At 48.4% G+C, this 26,426-nt stretch carries 22 protein-coding genes; 7 read left to right on the top strand and 15 right to left on the bottom strand.

What is annotated here, in order from left to right; all coding sequences use genetic code 11:
- Positions 1 to 24: 24 nt before the first annotated feature.
- Entirely contained in the window at positions 25 to 2,469 is a 2,445-nt protein-coding gene (locus ABWH99_RS14255; RefSeq protein ID WP_375582519.1) for a ligase-associated DNA damage response DEXH box helicase, read from the bottom strand.
- On the bottom strand, positions 2,459 to 4,051 hold the full coding sequence (locus ABWH99_RS14250; protein WP_375582518.1) for an ATP-dependent DNA ligase: 1,593 nt from the start codon (positions 4,049 to 4,051) through the stop codon (positions 2,459 to 2,461). Before ABWH99_RS14250 ends, ABWH99_RS14255 begins: the two co-directional genes overlap by 11 nt.
- A gap of 104 nt (positions 4,052 to 4,155) precedes the next feature.
- Between ABWH99_RS14250 and ABWH99_RS14245 the strand changes: the two genes are divergently transcribed.
- Positions 4,156 to 4,671: a hypothetical protein gene (locus ABWH99_RS14245; RefSeq protein ID WP_375582517.1), complete on the top strand. Its 516-nt coding sequence runs from the start codon at positions 4,156 to 4,158 to the stop codon at positions 4,669 to 4,671.
- A 190-nt stretch (positions 4,672 to 4,861) separates the two neighbouring features.
- On the top strand, positions 4,862 to 5,071 hold the full coding sequence (locus ABWH99_RS14240) for a hypothetical protein (protein ID WP_375582516.1): 210 nt from the start codon (positions 4,862 to 4,864) through the stop codon (positions 5,069 to 5,071).
- A gap of 412 nt (positions 5,072 to 5,483) precedes the next feature.
- Here ABWH99_RS14240 and ABWH99_RS14235 read toward each other — a convergent pair whose 3' ends face one another.
- The 4 genes from ABWH99_RS14235 to ABWH99_RS14220 all read right to left on the bottom strand — a co-directional run bounded on the left by ABWH99_RS14235 (position 5,484) and on the right by ABWH99_RS14220 (position 9,681).
- Positions 5,484 to 6,437, bottom strand: a complete 954-nt coding sequence (locus ABWH99_RS14235) for a DUF4625 domain-containing protein (protein WP_375582515.1) — start codon at positions 6,435 to 6,437, stop codon at positions 5,484 to 5,486.
- A 113-nt stretch (positions 6,438 to 6,550) separates the two neighbouring features.
- Complete coding sequence (locus tag ABWH99_RS14230) at positions 6,551 to 8,926, bottom strand: TonB-dependent receptor (RefSeq protein WP_375582514.1); 2,376 nt, start codon at positions 8,924 to 8,926, stop codon at positions 6,551 to 6,553.
- Positions 8,927 to 9,021: 95 nt separating this feature from the next.
- A complete protein-coding gene (locus ABWH99_RS14225; protein ID WP_375582513.1) occupies positions 9,022 to 9,237 on the bottom strand; it encodes a DUF3820 family protein in 216 nt (71 codons plus the stop codon).
- Positions 9,238 to 9,249: 12 nt separating this feature from the next.
- Positions 9,250 to 9,681 carry a hypothetical protein gene (locus ABWH99_RS14220; protein ID WP_375582512.1) on the bottom strand — a complete coding sequence of 144 codons (432 nt, stop codon included), beginning with the start codon at positions 9,679 to 9,681 and terminating at the stop codon, positions 9,250 to 9,252.
- A gap of 273 nt (positions 9,682 to 9,954) precedes the next feature.
- On the opposite strand from ABWH99_RS14220, the gene ABWH99_RS14215 reads away from it, so the two are divergent.
- Together ABWH99_RS14215 and ABWH99_RS14210 are read left to right on the top strand one after the other, a co-directional pair.
- On the top strand, positions 9,955 to 11,235 hold the full coding sequence (locus ABWH99_RS14215) for an MFS transporter (protein WP_375582511.1): 1,281 nt from the start codon (positions 9,955 to 9,957) through the stop codon (positions 11,233 to 11,235).
- A gap of 118 nt (positions 11,236 to 11,353) precedes the next feature.
- Positions 11,354 to 11,575: a hypothetical protein gene (locus ABWH99_RS14210; RefSeq protein ID WP_375582510.1), complete on the top strand. Its 222-nt coding sequence runs from the start codon at positions 11,354 to 11,356 to the stop codon at positions 11,573 to 11,575.
- A 2-nt stretch (positions 11,576 to 11,577) separates the two neighbouring features.
- On the opposite strand, the gene argH is transcribed toward ABWH99_RS14210, so the two are convergent.
- Genes argH through ABWH99_RS14170 form a run of 8 tightly spaced genes read right to left on the bottom strand, consistent with a single transcriptional unit; the run spans position 11,578 to position 19,865 of the window.
- A complete protein-coding gene (argH, locus tag ABWH99_RS14205) occupies positions 11,578 to 12,906 on the bottom strand; it encodes an argininosuccinate lyase (RefSeq protein WP_375582509.1) in 1,329 nt (442 codons plus the stop codon).
- Positions 12,903 to 13,988, bottom strand: coding sequence for a M20 family metallo-hydrolase (locus ABWH99_RS14200; protein WP_375582508.1), 1,086 nt, complete (start codon positions 13,986 to 13,988; stop codon positions 12,903 to 12,905). Before ABWH99_RS14200 ends, argH begins: the two co-directional genes overlap by 4 nt.
- Before the next feature lie 25 nt (positions 13,989 to 14,013).
- Positions 14,014 to 14,814, bottom strand: a complete 801-nt coding sequence (gene argB, locus ABWH99_RS14195) for an acetylglutamate kinase (RefSeq protein ID WP_375582507.1) — start codon at positions 14,812 to 14,814, stop codon at positions 14,014 to 14,016.
- A 12-nt stretch (positions 14,815 to 14,826) separates the two neighbouring features.
- Positions 14,827 to 15,768 carry an acetylornithine carbamoyltransferase gene (locus ABWH99_RS14190; protein WP_375582506.1) on the bottom strand — a complete coding sequence of 314 codons (942 nt, stop codon included), beginning with the start codon at positions 15,766 to 15,768 and terminating at the stop codon, positions 14,827 to 14,829.
- Positions 15,765 to 16,922 (bottom strand): aspartate aminotransferase family protein, encoded by a 1,158-nt coding sequence (locus ABWH99_RS14185; RefSeq protein ID WP_375582505.1) that lies wholly within the window; start codon positions 16,920 to 16,922, stop codon positions 15,765 to 15,767. Before ABWH99_RS14185 ends, ABWH99_RS14190 begins: the two co-directional genes overlap by 4 nt.
- Before the next feature lie 43 nt (positions 16,923 to 16,965).
- Positions 16,966 to 17,934: an N-acetyl-gamma-glutamyl-phosphate reductase gene (gene argC / locus ABWH99_RS14180; protein ID WP_375586582.1), complete on the bottom strand. Its 969-nt coding sequence runs from the start codon at positions 17,932 to 17,934 to the stop codon at positions 16,966 to 16,968.
- Entirely contained in the window at positions 17,921 to 19,117 is a 1,197-nt protein-coding gene (argG, locus tag ABWH99_RS14175; protein WP_375582504.1) for an argininosuccinate synthase, read from the bottom strand. The genes argC and argG overlap by 14 nt, the downstream gene beginning before the upstream one ends.
- Before the next feature lie 58 nt (positions 19,118 to 19,175).
- Positions 19,176 to 19,865: a GNAT family N-acetyltransferase gene (locus ABWH99_RS14170; RefSeq protein ID WP_375582503.1), complete on the bottom strand. Its 690-nt coding sequence runs from the start codon at positions 19,863 to 19,865 to the stop codon at positions 19,176 to 19,178.
- A 536-nt stretch (positions 19,866 to 20,401) separates the two neighbouring features.
- Here ABWH99_RS14170 and ABWH99_RS14165 point away from each other — a divergent pair.
- Genes ABWH99_RS14165 through alr form a run of 3 tightly spaced genes read left to right on the top strand, consistent with a single transcriptional unit; the run spans position 20,402 to position 24,793 of the window.
- Positions 20,402 to 21,622: an acetyl-CoA carboxylase biotin carboxylase subunit family protein gene (locus ABWH99_RS14165; protein ID WP_375582502.1), complete on the top strand. Its 1,221-nt coding sequence runs from the start codon at positions 20,402 to 20,404 to the stop codon at positions 21,620 to 21,622.
- Positions 21,623 to 21,647: 25 nt separating this feature from the next.
- Positions 21,648 to 23,642 carry a hypothetical protein gene (locus ABWH99_RS14160; protein ID WP_375582501.1) on the top strand — a complete coding sequence of 665 codons (1,995 nt, stop codon included), beginning with the start codon at positions 21,648 to 21,650 and terminating at the stop codon, positions 23,640 to 23,642.
- Positions 23,636 to 24,793, top strand: a complete 1,158-nt coding sequence (gene alr / locus ABWH99_RS14155) for an alanine racemase (RefSeq protein WP_375582500.1) — start codon at positions 23,636 to 23,638, stop codon at positions 24,791 to 24,793. Before ABWH99_RS14160 ends, alr begins: the two co-directional genes overlap by 7 nt.
- A gap of 25 nt (positions 24,794 to 24,818) precedes the next feature.
- On the opposite strand, the gene ABWH99_RS14150 is transcribed toward alr, so the two are convergent.
- Complete coding sequence (locus ABWH99_RS14150) at positions 24,819 to 26,423, bottom strand: alkaline phosphatase family protein (protein WP_375582499.1); 1,605 nt, start codon at positions 26,421 to 26,423, stop codon at positions 24,819 to 24,821.
- Between the last annotated feature and the right edge of the window lie 3 nt (positions 26,424 to 26,426).

Genomic DNA, 26,426 nt, shown 5'->3' with positions numbered 1-26,426 from the left:
GGGAAAATCGCTTCTAAACAAATGCTAAGCCAGTAGTTCGGCTTGTAAACGTTGTATTCGGTCTTCAATATTCTCCGAACTTAGGCTGTTTCGGCTTAAGCGGTCCACCATGATCGGAAAGGCGAAGGGACTTACCCTTGGGGTAGTAACCAGGTGAATCTTTTGTGAATTAATGCGCTCGACTACCTTTTCCAATCTGCTTTTTTCCACCTGCACATGCAGCACTTCATCACGGGCCTGTTTGAGTAGTAGGTTTTCCGGGTCATAGGTTTCAAAAACGCCATAAAGTATTCCTGAGCTTGCCTGCAAATGCCGGGTTTGTATTCCTTTGCCAGGGTAACCCTGAAAAACCAGGCCTGCAATTGCCGCGATTTCTCTAAAACGCCTGCGGGCCATTTCGCTTTCGTTGATGCCTGCAAAGATATCTTCCATCAGTTGGTCGGTGGAAAACAAATCTTCTTCCAGCGCTTCTGCTATGGGAATGGGACTTTCAGACAGGAGCTCGAAGCCATAGTCGTTCATGGCGATGCTCAGACTTATTGGATGACTAACGCTGATGCGGTAGGCTAGCAGCGCTGCCAATACTTCGTGTACAAACCTGCCTTCAAATGGAAAAAAAAATACGTGGTAGCCTTCCCTGGTTTTACATGTTTCGATCAGAAGGGACCTCTGATCCGGTATTTTGGACAGGGATTGCTGCAGGGTCAAAATGGGTTCAATGGTGCGTAGTTCGATCGAATCTTCCCTGTGATCCGCAGCCTTTTGCAATTCGATCCGAATCAATTCGGCCAGCCGGGAAGAAAGCGGCATGCGCCCTCCCATCCAACGGGGAACCGTACCGGTTTTCTTGGTAGATCGGCGGACCAGCGCTTTCATTTCCTTGATTTGGACAAACTCCAGGCTCCGGCCCGCGAACCAAAAGACATTTCCCGGCTTGAGTTTGGAAATAAAGCTTTCCTCAACCGAACCGATGTACCCGCCCCGCAGGTATTTGACCTGAATCATGGGATCACTCACAATTGTTCCCATGGACAAGCGGTGCCGCATGGCAATTTTTCGGCTCGTTACTTTGTACAGACCATCGGGTTGGATGGCGACTTTCGAGAACTCTTCGTAACTACCGAGTGCCGTGCCGCCGACGGTAATAAATTCCAGCATCCAATCAAAAGCTGCTTGGGTTAAATTCCGAAAAGCATACGTCGATTGAATGATCGGCAATAGTCTTTTTGGATAAAAGCCTTCGCCCAGGGCAAGGCTTACCAAAAATTGGATAAGCACATCGTAGCAATTTTCCAGTGGGACCTGTTCTTCGAAGTGGTCCTGCCGAATGGCCTGTCGCAGCGCGCTCGCCTCTATCAGTTCCAGGGAATGTGTCGGAACAAAATAGATGCTGCTGACAGCTCCCGGTCGATGACCAGCCCGGCCGGCACGCTGTACAAAACGGGTTACACCTTTAGGCCCACCTACCTGAATGACCGTGTCCACCGGACGGAAATCTACGCCAAGGTCAAGACTGCTGGTGCATACCACCAATTTGAGTTTTTTTTGGTGAAGAGCCTGTTCTACCCAGGCCCGTACCGATGGGTCAAGGGAACCGTGGTGCATGGCCATGATTCCTGCCCATTCTGGTTTTGCCTCTAGAATTTTTTGATACCAAATTTCAGTTTGTGCGCGGGTATTGGTAAACAATAATACACTTTGGCTTTTTTCGATCACCGGCAGAATTTTGGGAATCAGTTTGTTTCCGAGGTGGCCTGCCCATGGATAGCGCTCTACTTCATCGGGCAGGACAGATAGGACTTGAATTTCTTTTTTGATGCGTGACCGCACGATTAGTTCCGATGCCTGCTCGCCCAATAACACCCGGTGTGCCTGGGAAAGATTACCGATAGTGGCCGATACTCCCCAGATTTTCAACGCTTTTGGTGTCAGTCTGCGGATGTGGCTAAGCGCCAGTTGTACTTGCACGCCTCGCTTATTGGCGAGTAATTCGTGCCATTCGTCCACGACGATGGCTTTCAGATTGTTGAAGAGGGCTGGATGGCCTTTTTGGGTGAGCAACAGGTGCAGGCTTTCCGGCGTGGTAATCAGGCATTCCGGCATGGATTTCTTTTGTTTCTGTCGTTCTGTTGTCCCTGTATCTCCATTCCTCACCCCGATACGCCAGGGCAGACCCGTTTCTTCACACACGCGTACCATCGCTTGTTGTATGTCCTGGGCAAGGGCCCGCAAGGGGCAGATCCAGACGATTTGTAAGCCGTTTTTCTTCGGTTTTTGCCAAGTAGTTGGATGCTCACGCAGGTATTCCATCAGGATAGGCATCCACAAAGCCAGGGTTTTGCCGGAGCCGGTGGGGGCATTGAGCAGGCCACTTTTTCCATTCAGATAGTGCTTCCAACAGGCCCGTTGGAAATCAAAGGGAGTCCACCCTTTCGACTCGAACCACTGTTCCGCCCAGTTACTTTCCATATTTTTCCAATAGGTCCTTTAAATCATCCAGGGTATTGGCGCTTTCAATGGTCTTATCCTTGCGCCATCGGTGGATCCGTGGAAACCGCAACGCAATACCGGATTTGTGTCTGGGGCTTTCCTGTATTCCCTCAAAGGCAATTTCAAACACCAGCCCCGGCTTGACGGTCCGAACCGGCCCAAACCGTTCCCTGGTATTTTTTTTTACATAGCTATCCACGTCTTTCATCTCCTGGTCCGTCAACCCGGAATACGCTTTGGCAAAAGGAATAAGCACGCCGCTGTTCCAAACGCCAAAGGTGTAATCGGAGTAAAGATTGGCTCGACGCCCATGGCCTTTTTGGGCGTAAATCATTACCCCATCTACGGTCAGGGGATCGATTTTCCATTTCCACCAGCCTCCTCGTTTTCTTCCGGTTTCGTAGACACCGTTCTTTCTTTTTAGCATTAATCCTTCCGCTTTTACCGAACGGGATTGTTCCCGAAGTGCAGCCAATTCGGTCCAGTCCGTTTCCGATAGCTCTCGGGAGAGTTTTAGCTTGTCTGCAGCCAGAGAATGGACCAGCTCCTTCAGGTTTTCGCGCCTTTTCCACAATTCCCAATGGCGTACATCCTTTCCTTTCCATTCGAGCAGGTCGTAGGCCATAAAGGTAACCGGGGCTTCTCGAAGCAGCCGTGTACTGACGGTTTTCCTGCCCAATCGGGTCTGAAGCACTCCGAATGGAAGCGGGCTTCCCTTTTCAAAAGGCATGATTTCGCCGTCCAGTACAGTACCTTCCGGGAGCAGCTTTCCCATTTGCTCCAACTCCGGGAATTTACCGGTCACTAATTCTTCCCCCCTTGACCAAATGAATACCTCTCCTTTTCGTTGGATCAGCTGTCCGCGGATACCGTCCCACTTCCATTCTGCCAGCCAATCTGACCGGGTACCCGTCAGTGCTTCAGTTTCTTCCAGCGGATGAGCCAGGTAAAATGGATAGGGTCGGGAACGATCAGCGGACAGATCGCTCTCAAATAATAAATCCCGGAACGTCGTTTCAAAGGGATTCCAGTTGCCCATTATGCGGTGAGCAACGCTAGATTTTTCCATGTCAAAAGTAGCCGCTAATGCCCTGGTAATTAGTTGCTGGCTTACACCGATGCGGAAACCACCGGTGATGAGTTTATTAAAAACCAATCGCTCGTCTCGCTTCAGTTGATTCCAGGCTTTGACGATCTCACGCTTTTTACCCGTCTCGTCCTGGATTTTAAGGCTTTCTAAAAATTGAATCCATTCGTGCAAGGCTCGCTCGGACTGTTCCCTGTTTTCAGGAAGGACCAGGGCGATGGTTTCTGCCAAATCCCCGACCGTTTGGTAGGACTCTTCAAATAACCAATCCGGGATGCCTGCTATTTCACAGCACCATTTTCGTAACTGCCGGGTAGTCACCGTGCGTTTGGGTCGTTTGTGTGTAAAAAGTGCCAGGGTCCACAGGCGATCCTGATCCGGCGCTTCTTTGAAATAGCCTTGCAAGAGGATGAGTTTATCGCCGGTTTTATTGGTCTGATCGAGTTGTGCGATCAGTTCTGAAAATCGTTTCATTTGGATTTTATGATTTTCCTCACTTATTTTCACAAATTCAGGTCCTTCATAAACCAATAATTTTATTTGTTCGTTTAGAAAATTAGTAAGTAAACTACTAACAAATGAAAAAAATCTCATTTATCGTTCCTTTGGTGCTGGCATTGGCCGGGTGTCAGCTGGAAGAAAAACAACCGGAAGTAGCCTCCGTTACCTATCCACTGTACCAAAGCGCGGACTATGCGTTTGAAGGTACGGCAACTTTTGAAGTAAATGATGCCGACATAGCGTTGCTAATCCAGCTGGAAGGCCTGAAATCCACGGATCCTTATTTCTACACCGCACACCTTCACTTTGGGAGTTTTGACGAGGCAGATGCATCCATTGCCCAAGTGCTGAATCCGATCGACAGCCGAACCCTGCAAAGTCGGACAGTCATTGGACGCCTTACGAACGGTTCCGAAATTGACTTTGAGACTCTTCGGAACTTTGACGGACACATTAAGATCCACCTGGCAGACCAGGGTCCGGATTACGATATCATTCTGGTCAGTGGCAATATCGGTAGCAACGACACGTCTCTCGAAAATTTCAATACCAACAAGCTCGCGCTTTGTTCACCTTCCTACCCTAATTATTAATCATTGGTTTTGTCCAGTTTTAATGGATAGAAAAGCCTGTAAATGGATTGGGATAGTCTTTTTTTTTCAAAAATGGCTAAAATGGATGGATAGAGCCTAGGAAATTGTGGAACTATTTTCCAAAAAAGAACGCGGAGGAAAAACATTTTTGTTTAATGTGTGTTAGGATACTATTAAACGAAAATTAAAGATGAGGTTATCCGTCAAATACATGGTAATTATTTTCGCTTTTCTGGTTGTAAGCCAGCAAGGAGCCTGGATGCCCTTGGATGTTGAGATGCCTACCGTTTTTGGTGCAAATCGGATAGCCATGGCACTTACGGATCTGGCTTCCGTCTTTACCCAAGCCATGGCGGATCCTACCTTCGATTTGCCCCATACCTCGATTGTTATAGATTAATGAAGGACTAACGAAAACCATATATACTAAACCAACAGTGTTGCTACCAAAAAAAGCGAAGCCATTTGACTTCGCTTTTTTTATACCAGTGCTTGACCCAAGAAAAACTTTTCTCAGGGGTGATTGCGCCTTCGGGCGCAAGATATACCTTGTATTCGTTAGAATTTCCGCTTTCGTTTTATACAGATTATCGTTAGGTGTTTTTTAAAACGAATGGTGCTTTCCTGCATGGGAGAGAAACCTTGGAAAAAAATGCCGGTTGGTTGGAATCAAAAAGCGGTCGCACCCAAACGGGCTACTTCTTACAACAGCCCCGGGACGACCGCTTTTTATTTTCAAGCTGTCATTCCATTTCTAAAAAGTCTTTTTCCGAAATCACAGCAAGTGGATGGTTTTTAAATCCATTCTATTGTTATTCAACGTGCACGGAATACTTCATTTCGGTGGTATTGCCGTTGGTGTCTTCGGCCAGAATGATTAAGTCTAGATGATCCTCTCCGGAAGGCACCATGATGGCATCGTCTCCCGTTAAAACTTTTGAGAGGTCGATCATCTCATCATGCGGCAGGTCGGGCCCATTTCCTTCGTCCAGCCAAGCCGAGCTTCCCCACATCTTGTCATAGAAATACTCTTCGGCGATTCGGTGGTTATGATCGTCGTGTCCACCGCCGTGGTCCTCGTGTTCCTCCGTCAAACGAATCCAGAGAAAAGCAATGGGAGCGCTCAGTGTGTGATCGGTTTTGCTGACGGTCCCCTGTACCTCAAGGGGGGAACCGGCGGCCCCTTCCAGTTCATCGTCGTGCAAATTGCTGATGGAAATGGCTGGAGCGTAGGGGGCACGGATTTGTATGGTCGCTATATAGCTGCTGCCGTCGGCATATCCGGTCTGGTTTCCATGAATATCGGTGGCTTCAATCCCAAAATGATAGGTACCAGCGATCACCGGATCGGAAATGCGTGAGTTGGATCCCGTCCAATAGATATCCGTTCCGGTTCCATCAATATTTATGCGGGTACTCCCGGCGGGAAAGCGAAGGTCTGGGTTCGAAGCATCCGGGCTGTAAATATCGTTTACGTCCAACCGTACAAAATCATTATTCATTCGTGCATGTGTGTGTCCATCGAAGTTGGCATGGATGTTCACCCGCACCTGTCCGATTCCCGAAGGGTCTTCTACGGAAAAGCGTACGTGGGTATGGTCGGCCGTTTCACTAAACACCTCACCGTTTTCGGGTTCAATGTACTCGTGCCCATCGGCATGGTCTATGACGGGCGCTTCCAAATCCTGCGGGGCTTCGTCACCGGTTCCGCAAGCGAACAAGAAGGTAGAGGCAAAGGCGAGGAGTAGTATTCCGTTCTGTTTCATAAATCTAATGACGATTACGTGGATAGTAATTAATTCAATTTTATTGCAAATGCATTCTTGTTGCAATAATAAGACATACGTAGAACAAGTCCTAAAAGTTGGCCTTGAAAATCTCAATTACTTTTTATGTTGAAAGGAATTTTAAGGTGAAAGTTGATATTTCGACCTTGTTCGGGTAGGTTTAGCAGTCGATAGCGACTGAGGTGGTTGAAATAATAGGTGTTAAGCAGGTTTTGACCGCTCACCTGAAATTTCCAGGGGTATCCATAAACCGAAACTTCCCAACCCAATCCTGCATGCAATAGACCATAACCATTGGTTGTGCGTTCGTTCCGGTCCACCCGGTTTTGGCTGGCTACCTGCCGATATTCCAGGTACAGGTAGCTATTTTCCAGGAATTGGGCGGTTTGGGGCAGGGACCATTCGATGCTTCCGAGCAGACTGGCAGGCGGTGTTAAGGGCAAGGGCAAACGGGTGTCCAGATTTTGATTGTATACGTATTCTCCGGCCAGTGAGGCCTGCATGCCTTTTGCCGGTGCCCATTGAAATTTCAATTCAGCTCCCGCAAAAAAGGCATTGTTTTGCCGGTATTCCCACAGCGTGCTAGCTCCGGGAAGTGTGGAGAATCGGCCTGTAGGAGCCAGGTAAATGTAATCCTGGTAGTATGCCATAAAAGGACTGAATCCCACTAAGAGTTTTTCGAGTGAATGCGTGATATTCAGATCCGCCTGGTAGCTACGTTCGCTTGTCAGTCCGGCATCGCCGATTTCATGACGAAAATTGCCATGGTGGATGCCATTGGTTGCCAGTTCTATGGGAGTGGGAATGCGGTAGCTACTTCCAAGATTGGCTTTGAAATTGGTGTGTTCGTTGAAGATCCAGGACATTCCGGTAGAGCCGCTTAGGTTGGCAAAGTTCCGGTTGATATCCGGATTCCGCACGACCGTTTCTCCCGTGGGATTTAGGGAGGCGTCGTATACCGGTTGTTCGTGGGATTCTATTTGATGCCAGGCACCATCGAGACGCAGCCCGGCGTTCACGATAATGTTTTCCCGCCATCGGTATTCGTGGAAGTAAAACATACCGGCATTCCAAGACTGGAACGTCGGCAATAAAAATTCGAAGCCCCCGAACCGATTGTCCATCAGTGAGGTCTGAAAACCGATGATGGATTGATGTTCAGCATTGATATAATGATTAAATCGCACATTTGCGGTGAACGTGTTGAGGTCCAGGTAGAGTGCCAGATTCCCTTCGGGTGTGGGACCAATCCCGTGGATATGGGGCAGGGATTCCTCCCTTCGTTGGTTACGCTGGTACCCCAGATCAAGTTCCAGCCAGTTTTTTTTCAGTTGCACCGTTGTATTCGAAATCACCTTAAGGTGCGTGTTGTTTTGCCGGGGAAACTCAATGTTGCCATAATCACCATTGTGGCGGAGGTTGTAGCTATTAGGGATGCCTACGGCGCCCGTGAAAATGCCTGCTTTCTGATGGAACCGGCTGACGGTGATCGTGGTTTTTCCCCAATTTTTCCGCAAGCCTCCCATGAGGGAGAAATGCCTCTCTTTTCCTGCAGTATTTTTTAAACGGGAATCAAATACCGGTAATTCAAATCCGGCATACACGAAATTGTCTGCCGGAACGCGGTAATCCTGATAATCTTGAAGTGTGACCCGTCCTTTGAATACGAAATCTTTTTCGTTTCCTTCGACCGTGGCCGAATGGCTTCTCATGGCGTTATTGGTTCGGTAGCTGTTGATGAAATGGCCCCGAATGATTCCTTCACGGGGCAGTGGGGCAGGAGAGATATTGATGACTCCGGACATCCCATCCGAACCATATATCAGGGAAGCGGGCCCTTTGACCACTTCTACCCGGTCCACGTCGAAGGGGTCTATTTCCAGCCCATGGTCCGCCCCCCATTGTTGGCCTTCTTGCTTGATTCCCCGGTCGTTGACCATGATCCGGTTAAAGCTCATTCCCCGAATCACGGGTTTGCTAATACCCACTCCGGTATTGATCGTGCTGATACCCGGCAATTTTTCCAGGGCATTGGCAAAGGTACCGGAATTATTCTTTTCCAAAAATTCCCTGTCTACTACCTCGATGGTCTGTGATTGTTCTACCGGCCCGTTTTTGAATGGGTTGGCCTCTATGGTAAGGGATTGAAGGGTAATGGCAGACTCGGACAGTGTTAGGTTCAGCTCCAGGTCCTTTGCGTCGAGGGTAATGGTCTGCGTCAACGCCTTAAAGCCCAGGTGGGTTACGTGCAGGTGGTAGTTACCGGGATTGAGCCCCTCAATGCGAAAATGGCCGTCCATGTCGGCGGCAGTTCCTTTGCCCAACTCGTGAACAACGATGAGTGCCGGCAGTCCTTCGCCTTGTTCGCTGCGAACCGTTCCGGATACCGTAAGCGAGTGCTTTTCCTGGGCGAAGCAGAAAACGAACAGAAAGAACGACAAGAAGCTTGACAGAAGAAATGACCGCACAAATGGAGGAATTGGAGGATACAAAACGAAATTCAGTATACGAAGATATCAGTATTAATCCATCCTTGCAACAGTATGGCAAAAATACCAATAGGTTAACGCTTGGGCTTAATCCGGTCGAGCAAGTGTTCTAATCCGTTAAGACGAATTTCATACATGGTTTCCAGCCAGACCCCCAATTTTCCTTCGGGGAAACCCTGCCGCTTGAACCAAATCAGGTAATGTTCGGGAATATCACAAATCAGCCGATCTTTGTATTTACCGAAGGGCATTTTTTTGGATACGAGGTCGGATAAAATGCCTGAGTCCATCAAGATAAAAAATTAGTTTAACCAGGAATCCCAGGGAATACGGCTGAGAATCAGGATAAATCCGATGCCATAAAACAGGTAAATGCTCCGAAACTTACTCTTACTTTCGGATAGTCTTTTCGCCCGGCTATATCCCACCGTGATCAGCGCAACCGCCAAAATGTTGATAAGCGGATGCTCGAGGGCATATAATCGGCTCATGGAGTCACCCATGGCTTCTCCACTGAGGTTGGCAAAGCCAAGTGGGCTGAGGAAATACAGTACAATACCGATGAGCAGTTGAACGTGCGCGAGTATCATTCCGACCAATCCGAATTTCCGATCTTTCTCGCTGAAAGCCTTGTTTCCCAATGCTCCGAAGAGGGCGGCAAAAATACTAAATAACAAGCCTGCCAGAACGATGTAGGCGAGAAATGAATGAAGATGCTGAAATCCGGTGGTCATGAGTTATCTGTTTTCTATTTTTCAAAAGCCTAAATAAATAAAAAAATGCGACTATTTTGTCGATCAAGCGGTCTTTGTGGATGAATTAGAAATTTTTTTTAACGTTGGCGGCCCCTTTGTCGCTGGCTGTCAGAAAAAGGAAGAGGTATGCTTCCTGATAAGTGCTCCGAAAAGTATTGCTTTCGGTGGAAATTAGTAATCCCTGATTTTACAAATTATCTTTGCCTTTCGATCACCCGCTTTTTCTCAAACCAGCAATAATTTCCCTGGGTAATGAATTATTTGAATTTTGTACTGGAGAACAAAAAACTTCTGACGTTTGGCTTGCTGATGACCAGTCTCTCTGGCTACGGACAAACCTACCTGTTGGCCCTGTATGTCCCTTATTTGATCGAGGAATTTTCCTTGCAAAACGTCCAGATTAGTGGCTACTACATGATTGCCACCATCGCCAGCGCCTTGCTTTTGCCTCAGTTGGGCAAATACATTGATAAGATAAGTCTGGTCAAATACACACTGATGGCTACGGTAATCTTTATTTTATCGATGGTTTTGATGAGTGTCAATCATTACTGGTACCTGCTGCCCCTGGCTTTCTTTGGACTTCGCATTGCCGGTCAGGGGTTGTTCAGCCACATCGCCATTACGAGTATGTCGAAATACTTCTTAAAGGGAAGGGGCAAGGCCATCAGTCTCGCTTCTCTGGGCCATCCGGTGGGGCAGGCCGCACTTCCCATCATGGTAGTGGCCCTCATAAATTTGTTTGGATGGCGGCAGTCCCTTTTGGTGAATGCGGTTATCGTCCTGATCGTAGTTCCGGTGTACCTGAAGCTATTTATTGACGAAAAGAACTTGATTGTTCACGAAGATAGCGGCAATTCGGGAGCGGGCGCCGCTGTAAAGGAAGTTACGCAATGGGAAATTTTGAAATCCAGAAGGTTTTGGCTATTAGCTCCGAATTTATTTGTACTATCCTTTACGGTGACGGGTTTGTTTTTCTACCAATTTGCCATTGCTGAGTTTAAAGGCTGGACGCTGGAGTGGATGGCGGTGGGATTGACGTTTTACGCCCTGGCCGGATCCCTTGCGATTTTGTTTGCGGGCCCCTTGATCGATAAGTACACCGCGCGAAGATTTTTCCCGTTTTACCTGATCCCATTTTTGGTGGCCATTGTCTTTATCTGGTTGGTAAACGATTCCCTGGTTATCTTTCCGTACATGATTCTGATGGGGGCTTCGGCAGGCTTCGGTAACGCGATCATCTCTGCCCTTCAGGTGGAATTGTTCGGCGCAGGCTTTATCGGAAAAGTACGGAGTATGTTTGCTTCGGTGATGGTACTTAGTTCAGCCGTAGGTCCTGCCATTTACGGACTGGTAGTAGACGCAGGCTATAACTTTGATGCGCTTTTTTTTGGTTCAATGGTGCTGATGTTTGGTATCATTTTACTGTCTTTTCGGATCGTTCCCAACTACACCTATGCCAAAATGAAATATAAATTTAAACGAAGGCATCGCAGATTCGATTTTTTTAATGTTTTTAATTTAAAGCATTGATAAATAATGGATTGGTTTACACGAAAGAGTTGAATCTCCAAAAAAAAAGAAGCTTTTTGGAAGCAGATCTTGGTGCTTTGCCGGTCAGCATGTACCTTTGATTCAACGACAAAAAGTTATGCAAACATTTGTGGCGCTACTTTTATTTACCGTTTGTTATGGACTGTTGTTTTTGTCCATGTTTCCGGTCAAACGGTTTAAAAAGTTTAATAAATTCACCCATTCGGCGAAGAAGGCCCTGTACCGCCAATACGATTTGACCTGGCCTTACTTTCTATCCTTTCTCGGTGGGTACTTGTTGGCCTCCGTGATGGTGTACATGATTCAGGATTCCATCTGAGTTTAGGTTTCCCAAAGCTTTTGTTCCGCCTCCAATGCGGGTGTGAAGTCAATTGCAAGCCCTTTCATTTTTTGTGCAATTGCGTCCAGACAGAGGTTACCTATGCTCCCTTCGTGGGTATGGTATACCCGTTTTCCTGGAGAAAAGCGCTGGTTTTCGATATCCAGTCCCACTTTTTTATAGGCGTCCCGAAAGGGCATCCCTTCGAGTACCAAGCGGTTTACTTCTTCTACGCTAAACAAATAGGCATACTTTTCGTCTTCCAGTAAATCTGTTTGTACGGTGATGTTTTCCAACATCAGTTGGGTAATCGACAGGCAATCCTGAAGCTGCTCAAAGGCTGGAAAAATGGTTTCTTTCAACAATTGTAAGTCGCGGTGATAGCCGGTGCTCAGGTTGGTCAAAAGAAGGGTGATGGTTTGGGGATAACTTTGGATTTGGTTGGTTTTGGCACGTACCAATTCAAACACATCCGGATTTTTTTTGTGCGGCATGATGCTTGACCCGGTGGTCAGTTCGTCTGGAAACCGAATAAAGCCAAAATGCTGGTTCATGAACAAAATAGCGTCCGTCGCCAGTCGGTTAAGGGTTCCGGCGGTAGCGGCCATAGCAAAGGACAGGGATTTTTCGGTTTTTCCACGGCTATTTTGCGCATTTAGCACGTTGTAGTGCATGTCTGCAAATCCCAATAGCTCCGTGGTCATGGTGCGATTTAAGGGAAAAGAGGAGCCGTATCCTGCTGCCGATCCGAGCGGGTTGCGGTTTACCAGAGCATAGGCGGCCTGCCATAGGTGCATGTCTTCGGCCAGACCCTCGGCCATTGATCCAAACCAAAGGCCAAAGGAAGAGGGCATGGCCAGCTGGGTATGGGTGTATCCGGGCATGAGGTTGTCTTTGTGGGTTTCGGCCAGTCGAAGTAAAAGCCCGAATAATTTTTCTATTGCCTCCATGGTTTGCCGGATAGCTTGGCGGTAGTACAACTTGAGGTCTACCAGCACCTGATCGTTTCGGGATCGGCCGCTGTGAAGCTTTTTGCCCACGTCACCGTAGCGTTCGGTAAGCAAAAACTCCACCTGACTGTGCACATCCTCGACTCCGCTTGCTATTGTAAAGGTACCCTGCGCTATTTCCGCTCGAATTTCCTTCAGCCCCTTTTTTAGCACCGATAATTCTTCGGTAGTAAGTAAATCGATGGAGGCTAGCATTATGGCATGGGCCATGGATCCCGTGACATCGAACGGCGCAAGGATTAAGTCAAACTCAGGGTCACGACCGATGGTGAACGATTCAACTTCTTTTTTGCTCGTTTTGTCTTTTTGCCAAAGCTTCATGGTGTTTTCGGGGTTAGGTGGGAAAAATAATTCTCCAATAGTGCAACGTACAGCGAAATGCCGTCCTTGAGTTCGCTGGTATAAATGAATTCGTCCGCGGTATGGGATCGGGCGGAATCTCCCGGGCCGATCTTTACGGAGGGATAAGGAATCAGTGCCTGGTCAGACAGGGTAGGGCTACCGTAGCTTTCCAGTCCCATTGCCCGGCCGACGCGGAGTAGCGGGTGGTCCTGACTGATCCGGGAGGGACGCAAGCGCATGGAACGCGGGTGGAGGTCAGCTTTTACCACTTGTTTGAGTTCGGCCAGCGCTTCTTCCAGGGTATACGCATCGGTTACCCGCACATCGAGGGTATAGGAGCATAAATCCGGGACCACGTTGTGTTGGGAACCGGCCTGTACGATCGTAGCCGATACTTTGCTGGCCCCGAGGTATGGGGAAACCTTGCGGAAGCGAAAGTCACGTATGGCGATTAAATCGTCCAGGGCCAGGTAAATGGCATTCAGTCCTTCTTCTCTGGCGGCATGGCCCGCCCTGCCTTCTACCCGGGCATCAATAACCATCAGCCCTTTTTCGGCCACCGCCAGCTTCAACTGCGTGGGTTCGCCGACAATGGCCAGGCTCATTTCCGGCAATTCCGGGATCAGGGATTCGATTCCTCCTTTTCCACTGATCTCTTCTTCGGCCGAAGCGATCAGGAGAAGGTTTACGGGAAGCTGCTTTTTGTGATAATACACAAAAGTGGCTATCAATGCCACCAATGGGCCTCCCGCATCGTTGGATCCCAGTCCAAACAGTCTTCCTTCCTTTTCCAAGGGTTCGAATGGATCCAGCGTATACCCTTGGTTAGGTTTGACGGTATCGTGGTGGGAATTCAGTAGCACGGTGGGTAGTCCGGGGTCGTATGCGTTGGCATAGGACCAGATGTTATTCCCTTTTTGGTGGCTAGTGATTCCCTTGTTTTCCAGATATGCCCGGATAATTGCCGCCGTGCCGTCTTCTTCCCGGCTGAAGGAAGGCGTTCGGATCAAGTCTTTGAGTAAGTGAAGGGCTTCGCTATATAGTTTTTCGATGGATTCCAAGGATCGGATTGGTTTGGTCCGGCAGTCAGTACAAGCCGTATTTTTGAGACTCTATGGTGGTGCCGGCGTTTTTTCCTTTAGCGGCAAGTAATAAGTTATCCGGCAATCCCAGCCATACGTGGACCACCCCTTTTTGCAAGGCCTTGAACGCGTTTTCCAATTTGGGTATCATGCCGGAATGAATGATCTGATCCCGTAGCAATTCGTTATAAATGTCTTCATTGATCAGGGGAATCAGGGAAGCTTCGTTGTTGGCATCCATGAGAACGCCGGTTTTATCAAAGCAGAAATAGAGGTTTACCTTGTGTTTTCGGGCCAGGGCGGTTGCGATTTCGGAGGCGATGGTATCCGCATTGGTATTCAGCAATTGGCCTTTTCCATCGTGCGTAATCGCCGAAAATACGGGCGAAATGGATTGCTGCAAAAGGGATTCCAGGAGTTCCGTGTTAACCTGTACCACGTCCCCCACGTACCCGTAGTCCACGTCCTTCACGGGTCTTTTGACGGATTGTATGGCATTGCCGTCAGCACCTGTTAGACCAATGGCTTGCTGCCCGTAGGTATGCAACTCGGCAATCAGGTTTTTATTGATCAGCCCGGCGTACACCATGGTGACCAGGTCCAGGGTTTCTTTGTCGGTGATGCGTCTTCCCAGATGCATCTGCGGCTCTATTCCCAAGGACTTGCCAATCCGGCTGGCCAGTACACCCCCTCCATGAACCAGGATTTTCTTTCCCGGAAATTTAGCGAAAAGCTTGAGGAAACGGCTGGCATTTTCTGGATGGTCGATGACATTTCCCCCAATTTTTATAACATTGATTTCCATGGCAGGAAAGATTTATAGCAGCCGATCAATAACCGCCTGAGCGGCGAATATCCGGTTTTTTGCTTGATTTTGTACCAGGCTGCGGTTACCGTCAAGGACTTCGTCACTAAGCTCCAGGTTCCTACGCACAGGCAAGCAGTGCATGACCTTGGCTTTGGAATTTTTCTTGATTTTGCTTTCCTTCAGCAGCCAGTTTTCGTCGACTTTCAGGATTTTTCCATAGGGGTTGAATGCACTCCAGTTTTTCACGTAAACGAAATCTGCATCTTCCAGCGCTTTAGTCTGGTCGTATTCAATGGTTGCTCCTTTGGTAAACTGCTCGTCCAATTCGTAGCCTACCGGATGGGTAATCGTCAGGTCGTGGCCACAGCCCAAGGCCCATTCGGAAAAGGAATTGGCTACGGCATGGGGAATGGATTTGATGTGGGGTGCCCAGGTGAGCACTACTTTTGGTTTTCGTTTTTCCTGGAAATTTTCCCGAATGGTCACCATGTCGGCAAGGCTCTGCAAGGGGTGTCGGATGGCGCTTTCCAAGCTGATTACGGGGATCCCGGAATAGCGGATAAATTGGTTGAGGATAAAGTCCTCCGTGTCCTCTTCCTTGTTCGTCAGCGAGGGAAATGCGCGAATCGCCAGAAAATCGAAATAACCACCCAATACGGCAGCGGCATCCTTGATATGTTCCACTTTGTTTTTGTTCATCAGCACGCCGTCCTGCATCTCAAGTGCCCAGGTTTCCTTGTCCATGTTCAATACAAAACTTTCTACTCCCATGTTGGAAGCTGCAAGTTGTGTACTTACCCTGGTTCGTAGGCTGGGATTTAAAAAGATCAATCCCAGTCGCTTGCCTTTACCTTTTTCCTGCCGTTGCATGGGAGCGGCTTTGAATGCCAGGGCTTGATCGATCAGGGAGTCGGCCAGGGAACGTGAGTCAAATTGCGTAAAGTTTTTCATGGTTTTATCGGGTCGGCTTTTTGTTCGGTTACTTTTTTCAGGCTGGCAAGAAACACCTCCAGGTCAGCCCGTTGAATGCCCAACGGGGGCAGCAGGCGAATGGTTTCCTTGCGGGCAGCGCTGCCTGTAAAGATGCGGTGGTTTTTGATCAGTTCGGAGCGAAAGGGCGCTGCTGCTTCCCGTAGATCGAAACCGATCATCAGGCCTTTGCCTCTCACGGCGGAAATCGCGGAGAATTCCGACGTTAGTGCTTCCATCAGGAATTTGCCCTGCCGCGTTGCATTTTCCAGTAAATTTTCCTGTTCAATGATTTCCAATACAGCCATGCCCGCTGCGCAGGCCAGATGGTTTCCGCCAAAGGTAGTCCCCAGTAGTCCGTGTCGGGCTTTAATATCGGGATGAATGAGTACACCACCGATGGGAAAGCCGTTTCCCATGCCCTTAGCTACCGGAATTAAATCCGGCTCCAAACCAGCGGTCCACTGATGGGCAAAGAACTTTCCGGTTCTTCCATAGCCCGCCTGTACTTCATCTACAATAAAGCAGGCGCCGTATTTCCTGGCCAATGCGGAAAGCCCCAGCAAAAACTCGGAAGTAGCTACCTGAATACCATTGACACCCTGTATGCTTTCGATCAGTACGGCAGCAATTTGTTCGGTTTTCAGTCGATGTTCGACCGCCTCCAGGTCGCCCCAGGGTTCAAAAAAAACCTGGTGACCGCTGTTGAAGGGGGCGACAATTTTGGGATTATCGGTGACGGCCACCGCTCCGGAAGTCCGTCCATGAAAGGCACCTGTAAAGGCGATTACACCTGCTTTTCCTGTCTGGAAAGAGGCCAGTTTGAGCGCGTTTTCATTGGCCTCTGCCCCCGAATTGCATAAGAAAACATCGTAGGCATCGTATCCCGATAGTTGTCCCAGTTTGGCAGCAAATTCGGTTTGTAAAGGAATGCGCACGGAGTTGGAATAAAAGGCTATTTTTTCCAGCTGATCGCGCAGGCGTTCCACAAAGTGCGGATGACTGTGCCCCACCGAAATGACTGCATGTCCTCCGTACAAGTCCAGGTAGCGGTTTCCTTCCTCATCCCAGAGGTACACGCCCTCTGCTTTCACCGGCGTTACCTGCATCAACGGATATACATCAAATGGCTTCATTGGTCGAAGGTTAAGTTGTTTAGCAGCGTTTCCATCAGGTATTCTAGAAGGCAACGCTTTTTAATTGTAATCCCATTTTTTCGTCCAGACCAAAGGCAAGGTTCATGTTTTGTACGGCCTGTCCGGAGGCTCCTTTTAACAAGTTATCAATGGCCGAGTAAATCACCAACTGCCCTGCCTCCTTTTTTAAGTGGAGCAGGCATTTGTTGGTATTGACCACTTGCTTGAGGTCCAGGTCTTGCTGGCTGACATGGGTAAAGGCAGCCGTTTGGTAGAACCGGGCATAGACCTCCTTTGCAGCTTCCTCTGTACCGGAGTAGGGGAAATAGGCGGTTACCCAGATGCCCCTGGCAAAATTTCCCCGGTACGGAACGAAGAATACCTGTCCATCGAAACCCGGATCCAACTGCCCAAAGGTTTGATTGATTTCCTTTAAATGTTGGTGGGTAAACAGCTTGTAGACGGATACGTTTTGCGTCCGCTGGCTAAAATGGGTGGTTGGACTAAGCTTTTTTCCGGCTCCGGTACTTCCAGTAATACCCGTGACATGCACGGAACTACTGCACCAGCCCTCTTTTACAGCGGGCGCCAGTGCCAGCTGTATGCCCGTTGCAAAGCATCCGGGATTGGCGATTCGTTTTGCTTGCTTGATACGGGGGGCATTCACCTCCGGTAATCCATAGACGAAGTCGTCTGACTCGTCCCGAAAATCAGTACTCAGATCAATAATCACCGTCTCTTTCCTAAAGGAGTGTTGTTGCAGGAATGGACTTGCTTCTCCATGGGGTAGGCAGAGAAAGACCAAATCCAGCCCGGAGGTATCTACTCGCTGGGTAAAGACCAAATCCGAATCACCGATTAAATCGGGATGTACTGCCTCCAGGGGCTTTCCTTGCTGACTGTTGCTATGAATCCATTGCAGCGAAACCTGAGGATGGTGAATAAGTAAGCGAATGAGTTCTCCGCCGGTGTATCCAGCTGCTCCAACGATTCCGGTTTTAATCATTTTTATCTTGGTTTACGCTATGAAAAATGGCGGTTTGATTGCCAAGAATTCGGGTAAATCCCTTTACGTCCGCTGCCGTATATCCCTTATTCATCTCTCCGTAGCTGCCAAATTTTGAGGACATCAGATCGTGGTCCGAATGGATACCGATCATACTGAAGCGGTAAGGCATTAGTTGCACCTTCACTTCCCCGGTGACGTAGGTTTGCGTAGCTGCCATAAAGGCTTCCAGGTTGCGCATCACCGGATCCAGGTAATGCCCTTCGTGCAAGTGATTTCCGTAAAACTCGGACAACTGGTTTTTCCAGTAGGCCTGCCACTTGGTGAGTGTATGTTTTTCGAGCAATTGATGCGCTTTAATAATGACGAGCGGAGCGGCGGCTTCAAACCCCACTCGCCCTTTGATGCCGATGATGGTGTCGCCTACGTGTATGTCTCGTCCGATCCCGAACGGACCGGCTATTTCCTGTACTTTTATTATTGCAGCCACCGGATCGGTAAAATATTCCCCATTCACACGGTGTATCTCGCCTTTTTCAAATCCTATGCTCAGATTTTCGGGGTCGGATTTACTAACTTGAGTGGGATAGGCATCCTCCGGTAAGGCCTGGTCCGAGGTAAGCGTTTCCTTACCTCCGACGGAAGTACCCCAAATCCCTTTGTTAATGGAATACGCAGCTTTTTCGAAATTCATGTGCACCTCGTGCTTCTTCAGGTAGCTGATTTCTTCCTCCCTGCTCAGTTTTAGGTCTCGGATGGGGGTGATAATCTCCGCCTGTGGGAGGATGGTCTGAAAAATCATATCGAACCGTACCTGGTCGTTTCCTGCCCCGGTGCTGCCGTGGGCCACTGCGGTGGCACCGATGCTTTTTGCGTATTCTGCCAACGCTTTGGCCTGTAGAATTCTTTCCGCACTGACCGAAAGCGGATAGGTTTGGTTTTTCAGTACGTTTCCGAAAATCAGGTATTTGATTACTTCCTGATAGTACGTTTGGGTAACGTCCAAAACTTTGAAGGAGGCTACTCCCAGCTTTTTGGCCCGTTCGGCTATGCTGTCCAGTTCCTCTTGCTCAAATCCACCGGTATTGACCAGGACTGCATGTACCTCAAAGCCTTTTTCCTGACTTAAATATAGGGCACAAAAAGTGGTATCCAATCCACCGCTGTATGCTAAAACTACTTTTTTCATGGTATATTTTACGGTTTGCATGCGTTGATGTCTGCAACGCACGCATGATGATGATTGATTAACTTTTGCCCTTGACCTTGGCAAGTGCGTTTCGCTTTCCTTTGGCAATATTAAGAAACATGGCCCGTTTGATTTTTACCAATCGTTCAAAAAGGCTGAGATTCTTATTAAATTCCGAGGATAGCTTCTTCTGTTCCGCTTTTTTTACGCTTTTGGGTTCGTAAAGCATCGCCGTACATAGACAGTTTGATCGGTTTTTGCTCATGAGAATCGGATAATTCACGCAGCTTTGGCAGCCTTTCCAAAATTCATCGTCCGTGGTAAGGTCCGAATAACTTACCGGATAGTAACCCAGTTCCGAATTGATCTTCATCACGGCCGCACCAGTCGTGAGGCCGAAAATTTTTGCGTCAGGATATCTTTTTCGGCTAAGTTTAAAGACTTCTCGTTTGATCTCTCTGGCCAGCCCGTGTTTTCTGAATTCGGGAGCGACGATTAGCCCGGAATTGGCGACAAATTTCCCGTGGCCCCAGGCTTCAATGTAGCAAAATCCGGCCCAATCTCCAGACTTGGTAAGCGCGATCACCGCCTTTCCTTCGTTCATTTTTGTGCGGATGTATTCGGGAGACCTTTTGGCTATTCCTGTACCCCGGGCTTGCGCCGAACGTTCCATTTCCTGGGTAATGATTTCAGCGTAATGACCGTGCTCTCCGGTTGCGGGCTTGATGATAAATTTTTGGTTAGACATGGCAACATTGATTTGGGCTTGCTGGCATTTTCTCACTGACCTGCGCTGCGACGAATGGCCCGAAGAAGATTTGGTTAAAATGATTTGATGTATGCTTTCGGTAGGGATGCATCCGCGTAGGATACATAAAAATACGATAGGGACTATGCCCTGAAAACTGTCCGAAAGGTCTTTACAGGAAACAGAACCGGAAACCCAAAAAGATTGGTATGGGCCAGGTAAGGATTGGAGGCTATGTGTGTTTCTCTTCTCATTTTACACCCGACAAATATTTATTTATTTGATCAAATATACAAATTTTGAACCCAGATAATGCAGTTGGCGAAACAACCTTCTTTTTTGGCAACGTTCCGTCGGTTTTAAGGTCCTCTACTTCAGGATTTTTTTAAGGGACAAATTTGAATAAAAACGTGTATTTTACATTATTTAAAGACATTTATTCACTATAGTAGGAAATTTTATTTATTTATTTTTACAAATTGACTTTAGCCTGTTTTTTGTTGCATGGTTTAGCTGAACCAAACAGATATATCAAAATGGCAAAATGTTTTGCACTAATGGGCTGGAGTTTGCCCGTGATAGAGAGTATGCAAAAGCTCAACAAACCGTATGTGGTAGTTTCCTATCCGGATTTCGAAGGATATGCCAAAGAGCATGACATTCCCTTTGTTTCGTACACGTTTAACGAATGGAGCGATTCCTCTAATTCGCTGGATTTAAAAGCAAAATTGGATGCCTTCGGTGCTGATGTGGCAGTTCCTCTTTTTGAAGAAACGGTGGAATGGGCCGGAGCACTCAATTCTCTGTATCGAGACGATCCGAGAGTATTGAACAGAGCCTTTCTCTTTCGGAACAAAGCCATGATGAAGCGGAAAGCATTAATTGGCGGTCTACGTGTAGGACTTTTTGAAGAGGTGTATAACAAAGAGGGAGTTCGCAATTTTATGAAACGTCTCAACGAGGCCAACCTTCAAATTGACGCGGAAGAGGACAGCTGGGTACATATCAAACCCTTTGCCTCTGCCGGGACGGTTGGACACCGCCTGCTTCGCTCGCAATCAGATATCGATACCAAATGTGAGGAGGATGATTTTCCCTGTCTGGCAGAGAGCCATTTGCCCGGACGGGAGTTTTCCTGTGAGGCTTTCATCCATGGAGGAAAAATTCGGTTTATGAATATCACCGAATACGTTAAGCTTGGCTATTCCAATTTTATTCCGGAAGGAAACTACCTGCACACCAAACGGGATAAAATTTTGAAAGAAATGCAGAAGTTGGTCGATTTATTCGGGATTCAATACGGTATGATTCACCCCGAATGGTTTTTGACGGAGAACGATGAATTGAGCTTTGGAGAGGTAGCTTGCAGGATTCCCGGAGGGCACATTCTCGAACTCTGTGGTCAAGCGTATGGGTTTGATGCACTGGCGGCATTCGTTTTGTGCCACGATCCGGAACTCTCCGAAGAGGAGTTGCAACAAATCCTACCGCCGTTGGATGCGCGGCCCAAAACCTTTTATGGAAATGTCATGATTTATCCGCATAAAAACCAAATATCAAAATTGGTGATTCCGGAGGAATTGAAAGAAGAATCCTATTTTCTGGATCACAACCTGGTACCTCCTTTGAGTTCGCAGAAAATCAATGCCCGGGAAGGATTTGGTAATCACTTTGGGACCGTCAATTTCAAAGGGGATGATCCCGATCGAATGACAGAGCTATTGCTGCATTACGAAAATGTAGATTTTTATCATTAGAAACGAGTTTAAGTAAATCAACTATATGCAAGAAGGAGTGATCTCAGAAAGCAATCTGGCGTCTTTTGACGAGTTGTTTGAGAAGTATAAGTCGGCAACTTCGCTGACCAGGGGAGAGAAGGCACAGAAAATCATGGGGCAATTGGACACCTGGTGCGGAACCCTGCAGGGAATTCGTGAGGTGTACGAGCGAGTTCCTGACCTGACGGAGGCAGGAATTTTCAGAGATAGTCCCTGGGAACACCCCGATAAATTGGTTCCCCAGCTGGTAAATGGGACCTATAAAAGTGGTCATCCGAGCTCTACCGTCGAACTTCTCAGCGAGTTGCGCATGCTTGCTATTTTGGAGGGGCAGATTGCCGGGACTGAGGAAGCCAAGGAGGAAGCGGACAATTACCTGCAGGAAGTGCTGGTCCACAACCTGGAGTTCGTTTTCAATGAGCCGCAGGAAGATACCCGCCTGGCAATGAGCGCGCATGAATTGAAAAAGGTTCATGCGCTTTTTCAGTTCATACTGGAAAAAGTACAGCTGTCCAAGGTCAAGTCAAAGTTGGTCGAGGAATTGACGCTTATTTGCGAGCAACGGCCCGTGGTGACGGAAAAGCAACGCAGCATCATCGCTTTGGTAAAAGAGAAGATTGAGTTGAACCCGGAGGATCCGGCAGACATGGCCCTGCTGGAATTTCAGCGGGCGATTTATAAACCTTCGGCGGGGGCCGCTGGTAAGGATCACCTGGCTTACGGGAAATCGCTTCAGGGAATGAAAATAGAACATCTGGAGCAGGAGGCGAAGGCCATGGGGAGCAGTATGTTGCAATTCGGATTGGTCAGTACGTACCAGGCGGTTTTATTGGTCCACTTAGTCAAAAAGGATTATCAGGAACTGATTCCGGTTTGCCTGGGACTGAACCCAACGGGGCTCGCCCGCTTTAATGAATTTAAGGATTTTGTCTGTTTTCTTATTCTTCAGGTCATCCATCCCTTCAACGCACAATGTATTTTTGGCCTGGCCAAAATGCTTGAAAATGGAATCATTTCCCGGGAAGCGGTCCGCTCCGGGCTCTACAACCTGAGTAAGATTACCGTTCATCCCGAAGTAGCCCGTAGAATCCTGAAATCTACCCAAACGCCCCACGAAAAGGTAAGTCCCAAACAGTACCTGATCGGTGCACTGTTTCGGATTCTGGGACAACCATTAGGGGTGGGTCAGGGCAACAACCCAACCTGTCAGAGTGCGCGTGGCATCAGCATGTGGAGCCAACATGCCCCGGCCAAGCTCATTCACATGGTGCAGACAGCAGCGGTGTATAACGACCTCAGCTTCCGGTTTGAGGGCCAGGAGATAAGCTATTCCACGACGCCTGCAGGCTTGGTTCAAAATCTGGATCACCACCTGGATGCGGTATCCGTAACGCTGGTTCCCATGCTGGACAGGGTGTACAATGAGATGATGCGCCGGGCAACCGGAAGGGGAGAAGATCCCCACAAGTGGGTAAACCCGGGCTTGTACGGGCAATGGATCCAAATCGGATTTGCTTCCGCCTACGATTACCTATCAAATGCCATCGTAGATTTTGATGGGTTTGTGCGGGTGTTTTACTCCATGTGCCATCCTCGTTTCAATGGTGGGCACCGGCTGGTATATCCCAATCCTGTAGGAATTTTCATCACCTCTGCCAAAGGCGAAATGCTTGGGTTCCATGCCGTCTCCCTACTTCGGGTCGACGAAGACCCTTCTGGAATCGTCCGTGCCTATTTCCTGAACCCTAACAACGAAGGCCGGCAGGACTGGGGACAGGAGATCAAACCTTCGGTATACGGAAATGGTGAAATCCACGGGGAGTCTTCCCTGCCAATTCATCAGTTTGCTGCCCGGGTCTATGCCTTTCACTACAATAACCTGGAAGCCGCTTCGATAATGGATACAATCCCCCAGAAAGAAGTGAGCAAAGTAAGAACGCTGGCCAAAGAAAGCTGGGGGAAATCCTATACATGGTTGGAAACAAAGAAAAAATGGTAAAACATTCATCAAGAATCGAATTAAAACAAAGTGCCTATAAGAGCAATGTTAATTTTATCCGAAAGAAAATAGGTGAGAAACCCATTCTCTCTTCCGTGGTCAAGGCGAATGCCTACGGCCACGGAATCGAGTCGTTCGTGCCAATGGCCGAGCGGTGTGGCATCAATCATTTTTGCGTGGCTTCCTCCTTTGAGGCAGAACAGGTATTGGAGGTATGTAAGCCAGAAAGTGAGATTTTGATTATGGGAATTATTTACGAAGAAGATCTCGAATGGGCGATATCTCATGAAATCGCTTTCTTCGTTTATTATTTCGATCGCCTGCCAAAGGCTTTGGAAGCGGCAAAAAAGGTCGGCAAAAAGGCAAAAATACACCTGGAAGTAGAAACCGGCGCCAACCGGACGGGGATGCATGCCAAAGAGTTTCCCAAAGCGATCGCATACCTCAAAAAAAATTCAGATTGGCTCGTTTTTGAAGGACTTTGCACGCATTTCGGAGGAGCGGAAAGCGCGAGCAACCAGTTTAAAATTGAACGGCAACACAAACGTTACAAGGAATTTCTCAGGCAATGTAAGGAAAAAAAATTCCTTCCGCAGCTACGGCACATCGCTTGCTCGGCGGCTGCGCTTGCGATGAAAGAAACGGTATACGATCTGGTCCGAATAGGTGTTGCCCAGTATGGGTTCTGGCCAAGTCCCGATATTTATTTTTCACACCTGCACGAGACCAACAAAAAAGCCGATACTTCGCTAAAACGGATTTTCAGTTGGAAGACCGATGTGATGGACATTCGGGAGGTAAACGAGGGCGAGTTTATTGGCTATGGCACAGCGTTTCAAGCCACGCAGAAAATGACCATTGCGGTACTCCCGTTGGGGTATTCCAACGGCTATCCCCGCGCGCTGTCCAACCGGGGGCAGGTGCTTATCCGTGGAAAGAAAGCACCTATTGTGGGCTTGATAAACATGAACTTATTCATGGTGGATGTGAGTCATATTCCAGGTGTACAGGTAGGCGAAGAGGTGGTGCTGATCGGCAGGCAAAACAATAGCGTCATCAACGTGTCAAGTTTTACTAATGTTACCCAATTGCTAAATAACGAGATGCTCAGCCGCCTGCCGGCAGCCATTCCGCGTACGGTGGTTCGTTAGTGGCTGCAGTACCCCTTTTGTGAACCTATTCAAAAAAATTACCGGAAACGATTTGCTTCGGAATACCCGGACCGGAAAGATACAGTTGTAATTCTTCACCCGCAATGTCTTCGAAGTACCGCACCTCCAGGGGATGCGTTCCCGCATCCAATTCCACCGCAGCACTTTCTTCCTGCCTGGAATGGGATCCATCGTTATCGATCAGCAGTTCTTCGTTTAACCAAAGCCTGCTCCCATCATCCGACTGCAAGTAAAAGGTATACAAGCCCGCAGTAGGCACACGAAGGTTGGCTGTAAAACGAAGGGCGAAATGATCTTCCCGGTGAGGAATTTCTACCAGACTGATTTCTGAACTTTTCCCGCTCGATTTTTTAGGTAATTTCTGAAAGTCGGGAACCTGAGAAAAGATTCCCTCCAGGTATTCCCAATTGACTTTACCCGCTTCGTTCGAAATCCGGTATTGTTGTACATCTGCCCGGCTGGTTTTTCCATTGACAACGGAAACTGCGGTGACCAGCTCATTGCTACGTATTCGCAGTGGCTCTCGGTAGACCGTTCCGGTATTGGCCAAGGGAACGGTCCCGTCCAGCGTATAGCGAATTTCGGCATTCGGAGCGTCCGAATGGAGCTCAAGGCGTAGTTCTTCCTGTTTAAAAAACCCTCCGGCGGGAAAAATCACCGGCATGGGTACAAAGGTACTGGCGGGTGTCAAGGGGTCAAAAGCCTCCAGAATTGGCCTGCCTATTCCGGCTTTGGGTGGGACAACTCCCAGCGCATAGGCGAGGGTGGGGGCCACATCGTATTGGTAGCAGGGCTTGTCGATTACGCGGCCCGGTTGGATCCCTTTTCCATACAGAATTATGGGAATTTCCAATTCATTCAGACTGGTGCCTCCATGTCCCTTGCCAATACCGCCGTGGTCACCCGTGATCAATAGTAGCGTTTCCTCCATGATTCCCGCCGCTTCCAATCGCTGAACAAATTTACCGATCAGGCTATCGTAATGAGAAATGGCGTGGAAGTAGGCAGGAGAGTCGTGCCCCTCCTGATGTCCGTAATGATCGATTTCGTCGATATCAATGAAAAGAAAATCGGGTTTATCTTCAAAAAATGCCTCTACCGCCTTGGAAAACACCTCGTCCCCACTGCTTCCTTTGTAGACTCGTTTCACTGCATCCAGGTCATAAAGGCGTGCCAGCCCTCCCCATTCGTAAAAAAGCTGCATATTCGCATCCGGTAGCTGCTCCTGCAGCCAGTTAAACAAGCTGGGATACCTCCCGCTTTCGGTCATCAGCACGGGAGGCCATCGCTGTTTATCCAATTCCCAGGCGTTGTCGTAGACACCGTGTTGAAGCGGATCGGCACCCGTAAGCATGGAAGTCCAATTAGGGGAAGAGTTGGTGGGCAATACGGACCTGGCAAAGGGAGCAATGGCGCCCTGGGCAACCATCTGATTCATAAAAGGTGTTTCTGCCTTCTGAAAACCCCGGGAACCGAAAGCGTCAAGCCCTATGAGTATGGCATGGCGAACGGTTCGTTTTGGTGTCGCTTGCTCGCAAGCAAAACAGCAAACGAGGAGCAGCAGGTGTAAAAGCAGCAGGTGGGAAGATAGGAGACGTTTCGTTTTCATGGG

It is taken from the genome of Cyclobacterium xiamenense, assembly GCF_042140265.1.
GTDB classification, from domain to species: domain Bacteria; phylum Bacteroidota; class Bacteroidia; order Cytophagales; family Cyclobacteriaceae; genus Cyclobacterium; species Cyclobacterium xiamenense_A.
Note: the sequence above shows the minus strand (reverse complement) of the source record. Positions and strands in the feature narration are given on the sequence as shown.

What these genes read in the sequence shown, in the direction of transcription:
- ABWH99_RS14235 (WP_375582515.1), bottom strand. Translation starts at nt 6,437, where the DNA reads ATGAAACAGAACGGAATACTACTCCTCGCCTTTGCCTCTACCTTCTTG.
- ABWH99_RS14185 (WP_375582505.1), bottom strand. Translation starts at nt 16,922, where the DNA reads ATGAAGCCATTTGATGTATATCCGTTGATGCAGGTAACGCCGGTGAAA.
- argH (WP_375582509.1), bottom strand. Translation starts at nt 12,906, where the DNA reads ATGAAGCTTTGGCAAAAAGACAAAACGAGCAAAAAAGAAGTTGAATCG.
- ABWH99_RS14150 (WP_375582499.1), bottom strand. Translation starts at nt 26,423, where the DNA reads ATGAAAACGAAACGTCTCCTATCTTCCCACCTGCTGCTTTTACACCTG.
- ABWH99_RS14240 (WP_375582516.1), top strand. Translation starts at nt 4,862, where the DNA reads ATGAGGTTATCCGTCAAATACATGGTAATTATTTTCGCTTTTCTGGTT.
- ABWH99_RS14190 (WP_375582506.1), bottom strand. Translation starts at nt 15,768, where the DNA reads ATGAAAAACTTTACGCAATTTGACTCACGTTCCCTGGCCGACTCCCTG.
- ABWH99_RS14160 (WP_375582501.1), top strand. Translation starts at nt 21,648, where the DNA reads ATGCAAGAAGGAGTGATCTCAGAAAGCAATCTGGCGTCTTTTGACGAG.
- alr (WP_375582500.1), top strand. Translation starts at nt 23,636, where the DNA reads ATGGTAAAACATTCATCAAGAATCGAATTAAAACAAAGTGCCTATAAG.
- ABWH99_RS14245 (WP_375582517.1), top strand. Translation starts at nt 4,156, where the DNA reads ATGAAAAAAATCTCATTTATCGTTCCTTTGGTGCTGGCATTGGCCGGG.
- ABWH99_RS14220 (WP_375582512.1), bottom strand. Translation starts at nt 9,681, where the DNA reads ATGACCACCGGATTTCAGCATCTTCATTCATTTCTCGCCTACATCGTT.
- ABWH99_RS14215 (WP_375582511.1), top strand. Translation starts at nt 9,955, where the DNA reads ATGAATTATTTGAATTTTGTACTGGAGAACAAAAAACTTCTGACGTTT.
- ABWH99_RS14165 (WP_375582502.1), top strand. Translation starts at nt 20,402, where the DNA reads ATGGCAAAATGTTTTGCACTAATGGGCTGGAGTTTGCCCGTGATAGAG.
- argB (WP_375582507.1), bottom strand. Translation starts at nt 14,814, where the DNA reads ATGGAAATCAATGTTATAAAAATTGGGGGAAATGTCATCGACCATCCA.
- ABWH99_RS14170 (WP_375582503.1), bottom strand. Translation starts at nt 19,865, where the DNA reads ATGTCTAACCAAAAATTTATCATCAAGCCCGCAACCGGAGAGCACGGT.
- ABWH99_RS14250 (WP_375582518.1), bottom strand. Translation starts at nt 4,051, where the DNA reads ATGAAACGATTTTCAGAACTGATCGCACAACTCGATCAGACCAATAAA.
- ABWH99_RS14255 (WP_375582519.1), bottom strand. Translation starts at nt 2,469, where the DNA reads ATGGAAAGTAACTGGGCGGAACAGTGGTTCGAGTCGAAAGGGTGGACT.
- argG (WP_375582504.1), bottom strand. Translation starts at nt 19,117, where the DNA reads ATGAAAAAAGTAGTTTTAGCATACAGCGGTGGATTGGATACCACTTTT.
- ABWH99_RS14225 (WP_375582513.1), bottom strand. Translation starts at nt 9,237, where the DNA reads ATGGACTCAGGCATTTTATCCGACCTCGTATCCAAAAAAATGCCCTTC.
- ABWH99_RS14210 (WP_375582510.1), top strand. Translation starts at nt 11,354, where the DNA reads ATGCAAACATTTGTGGCGCTACTTTTATTTACCGTTTGTTATGGACTG.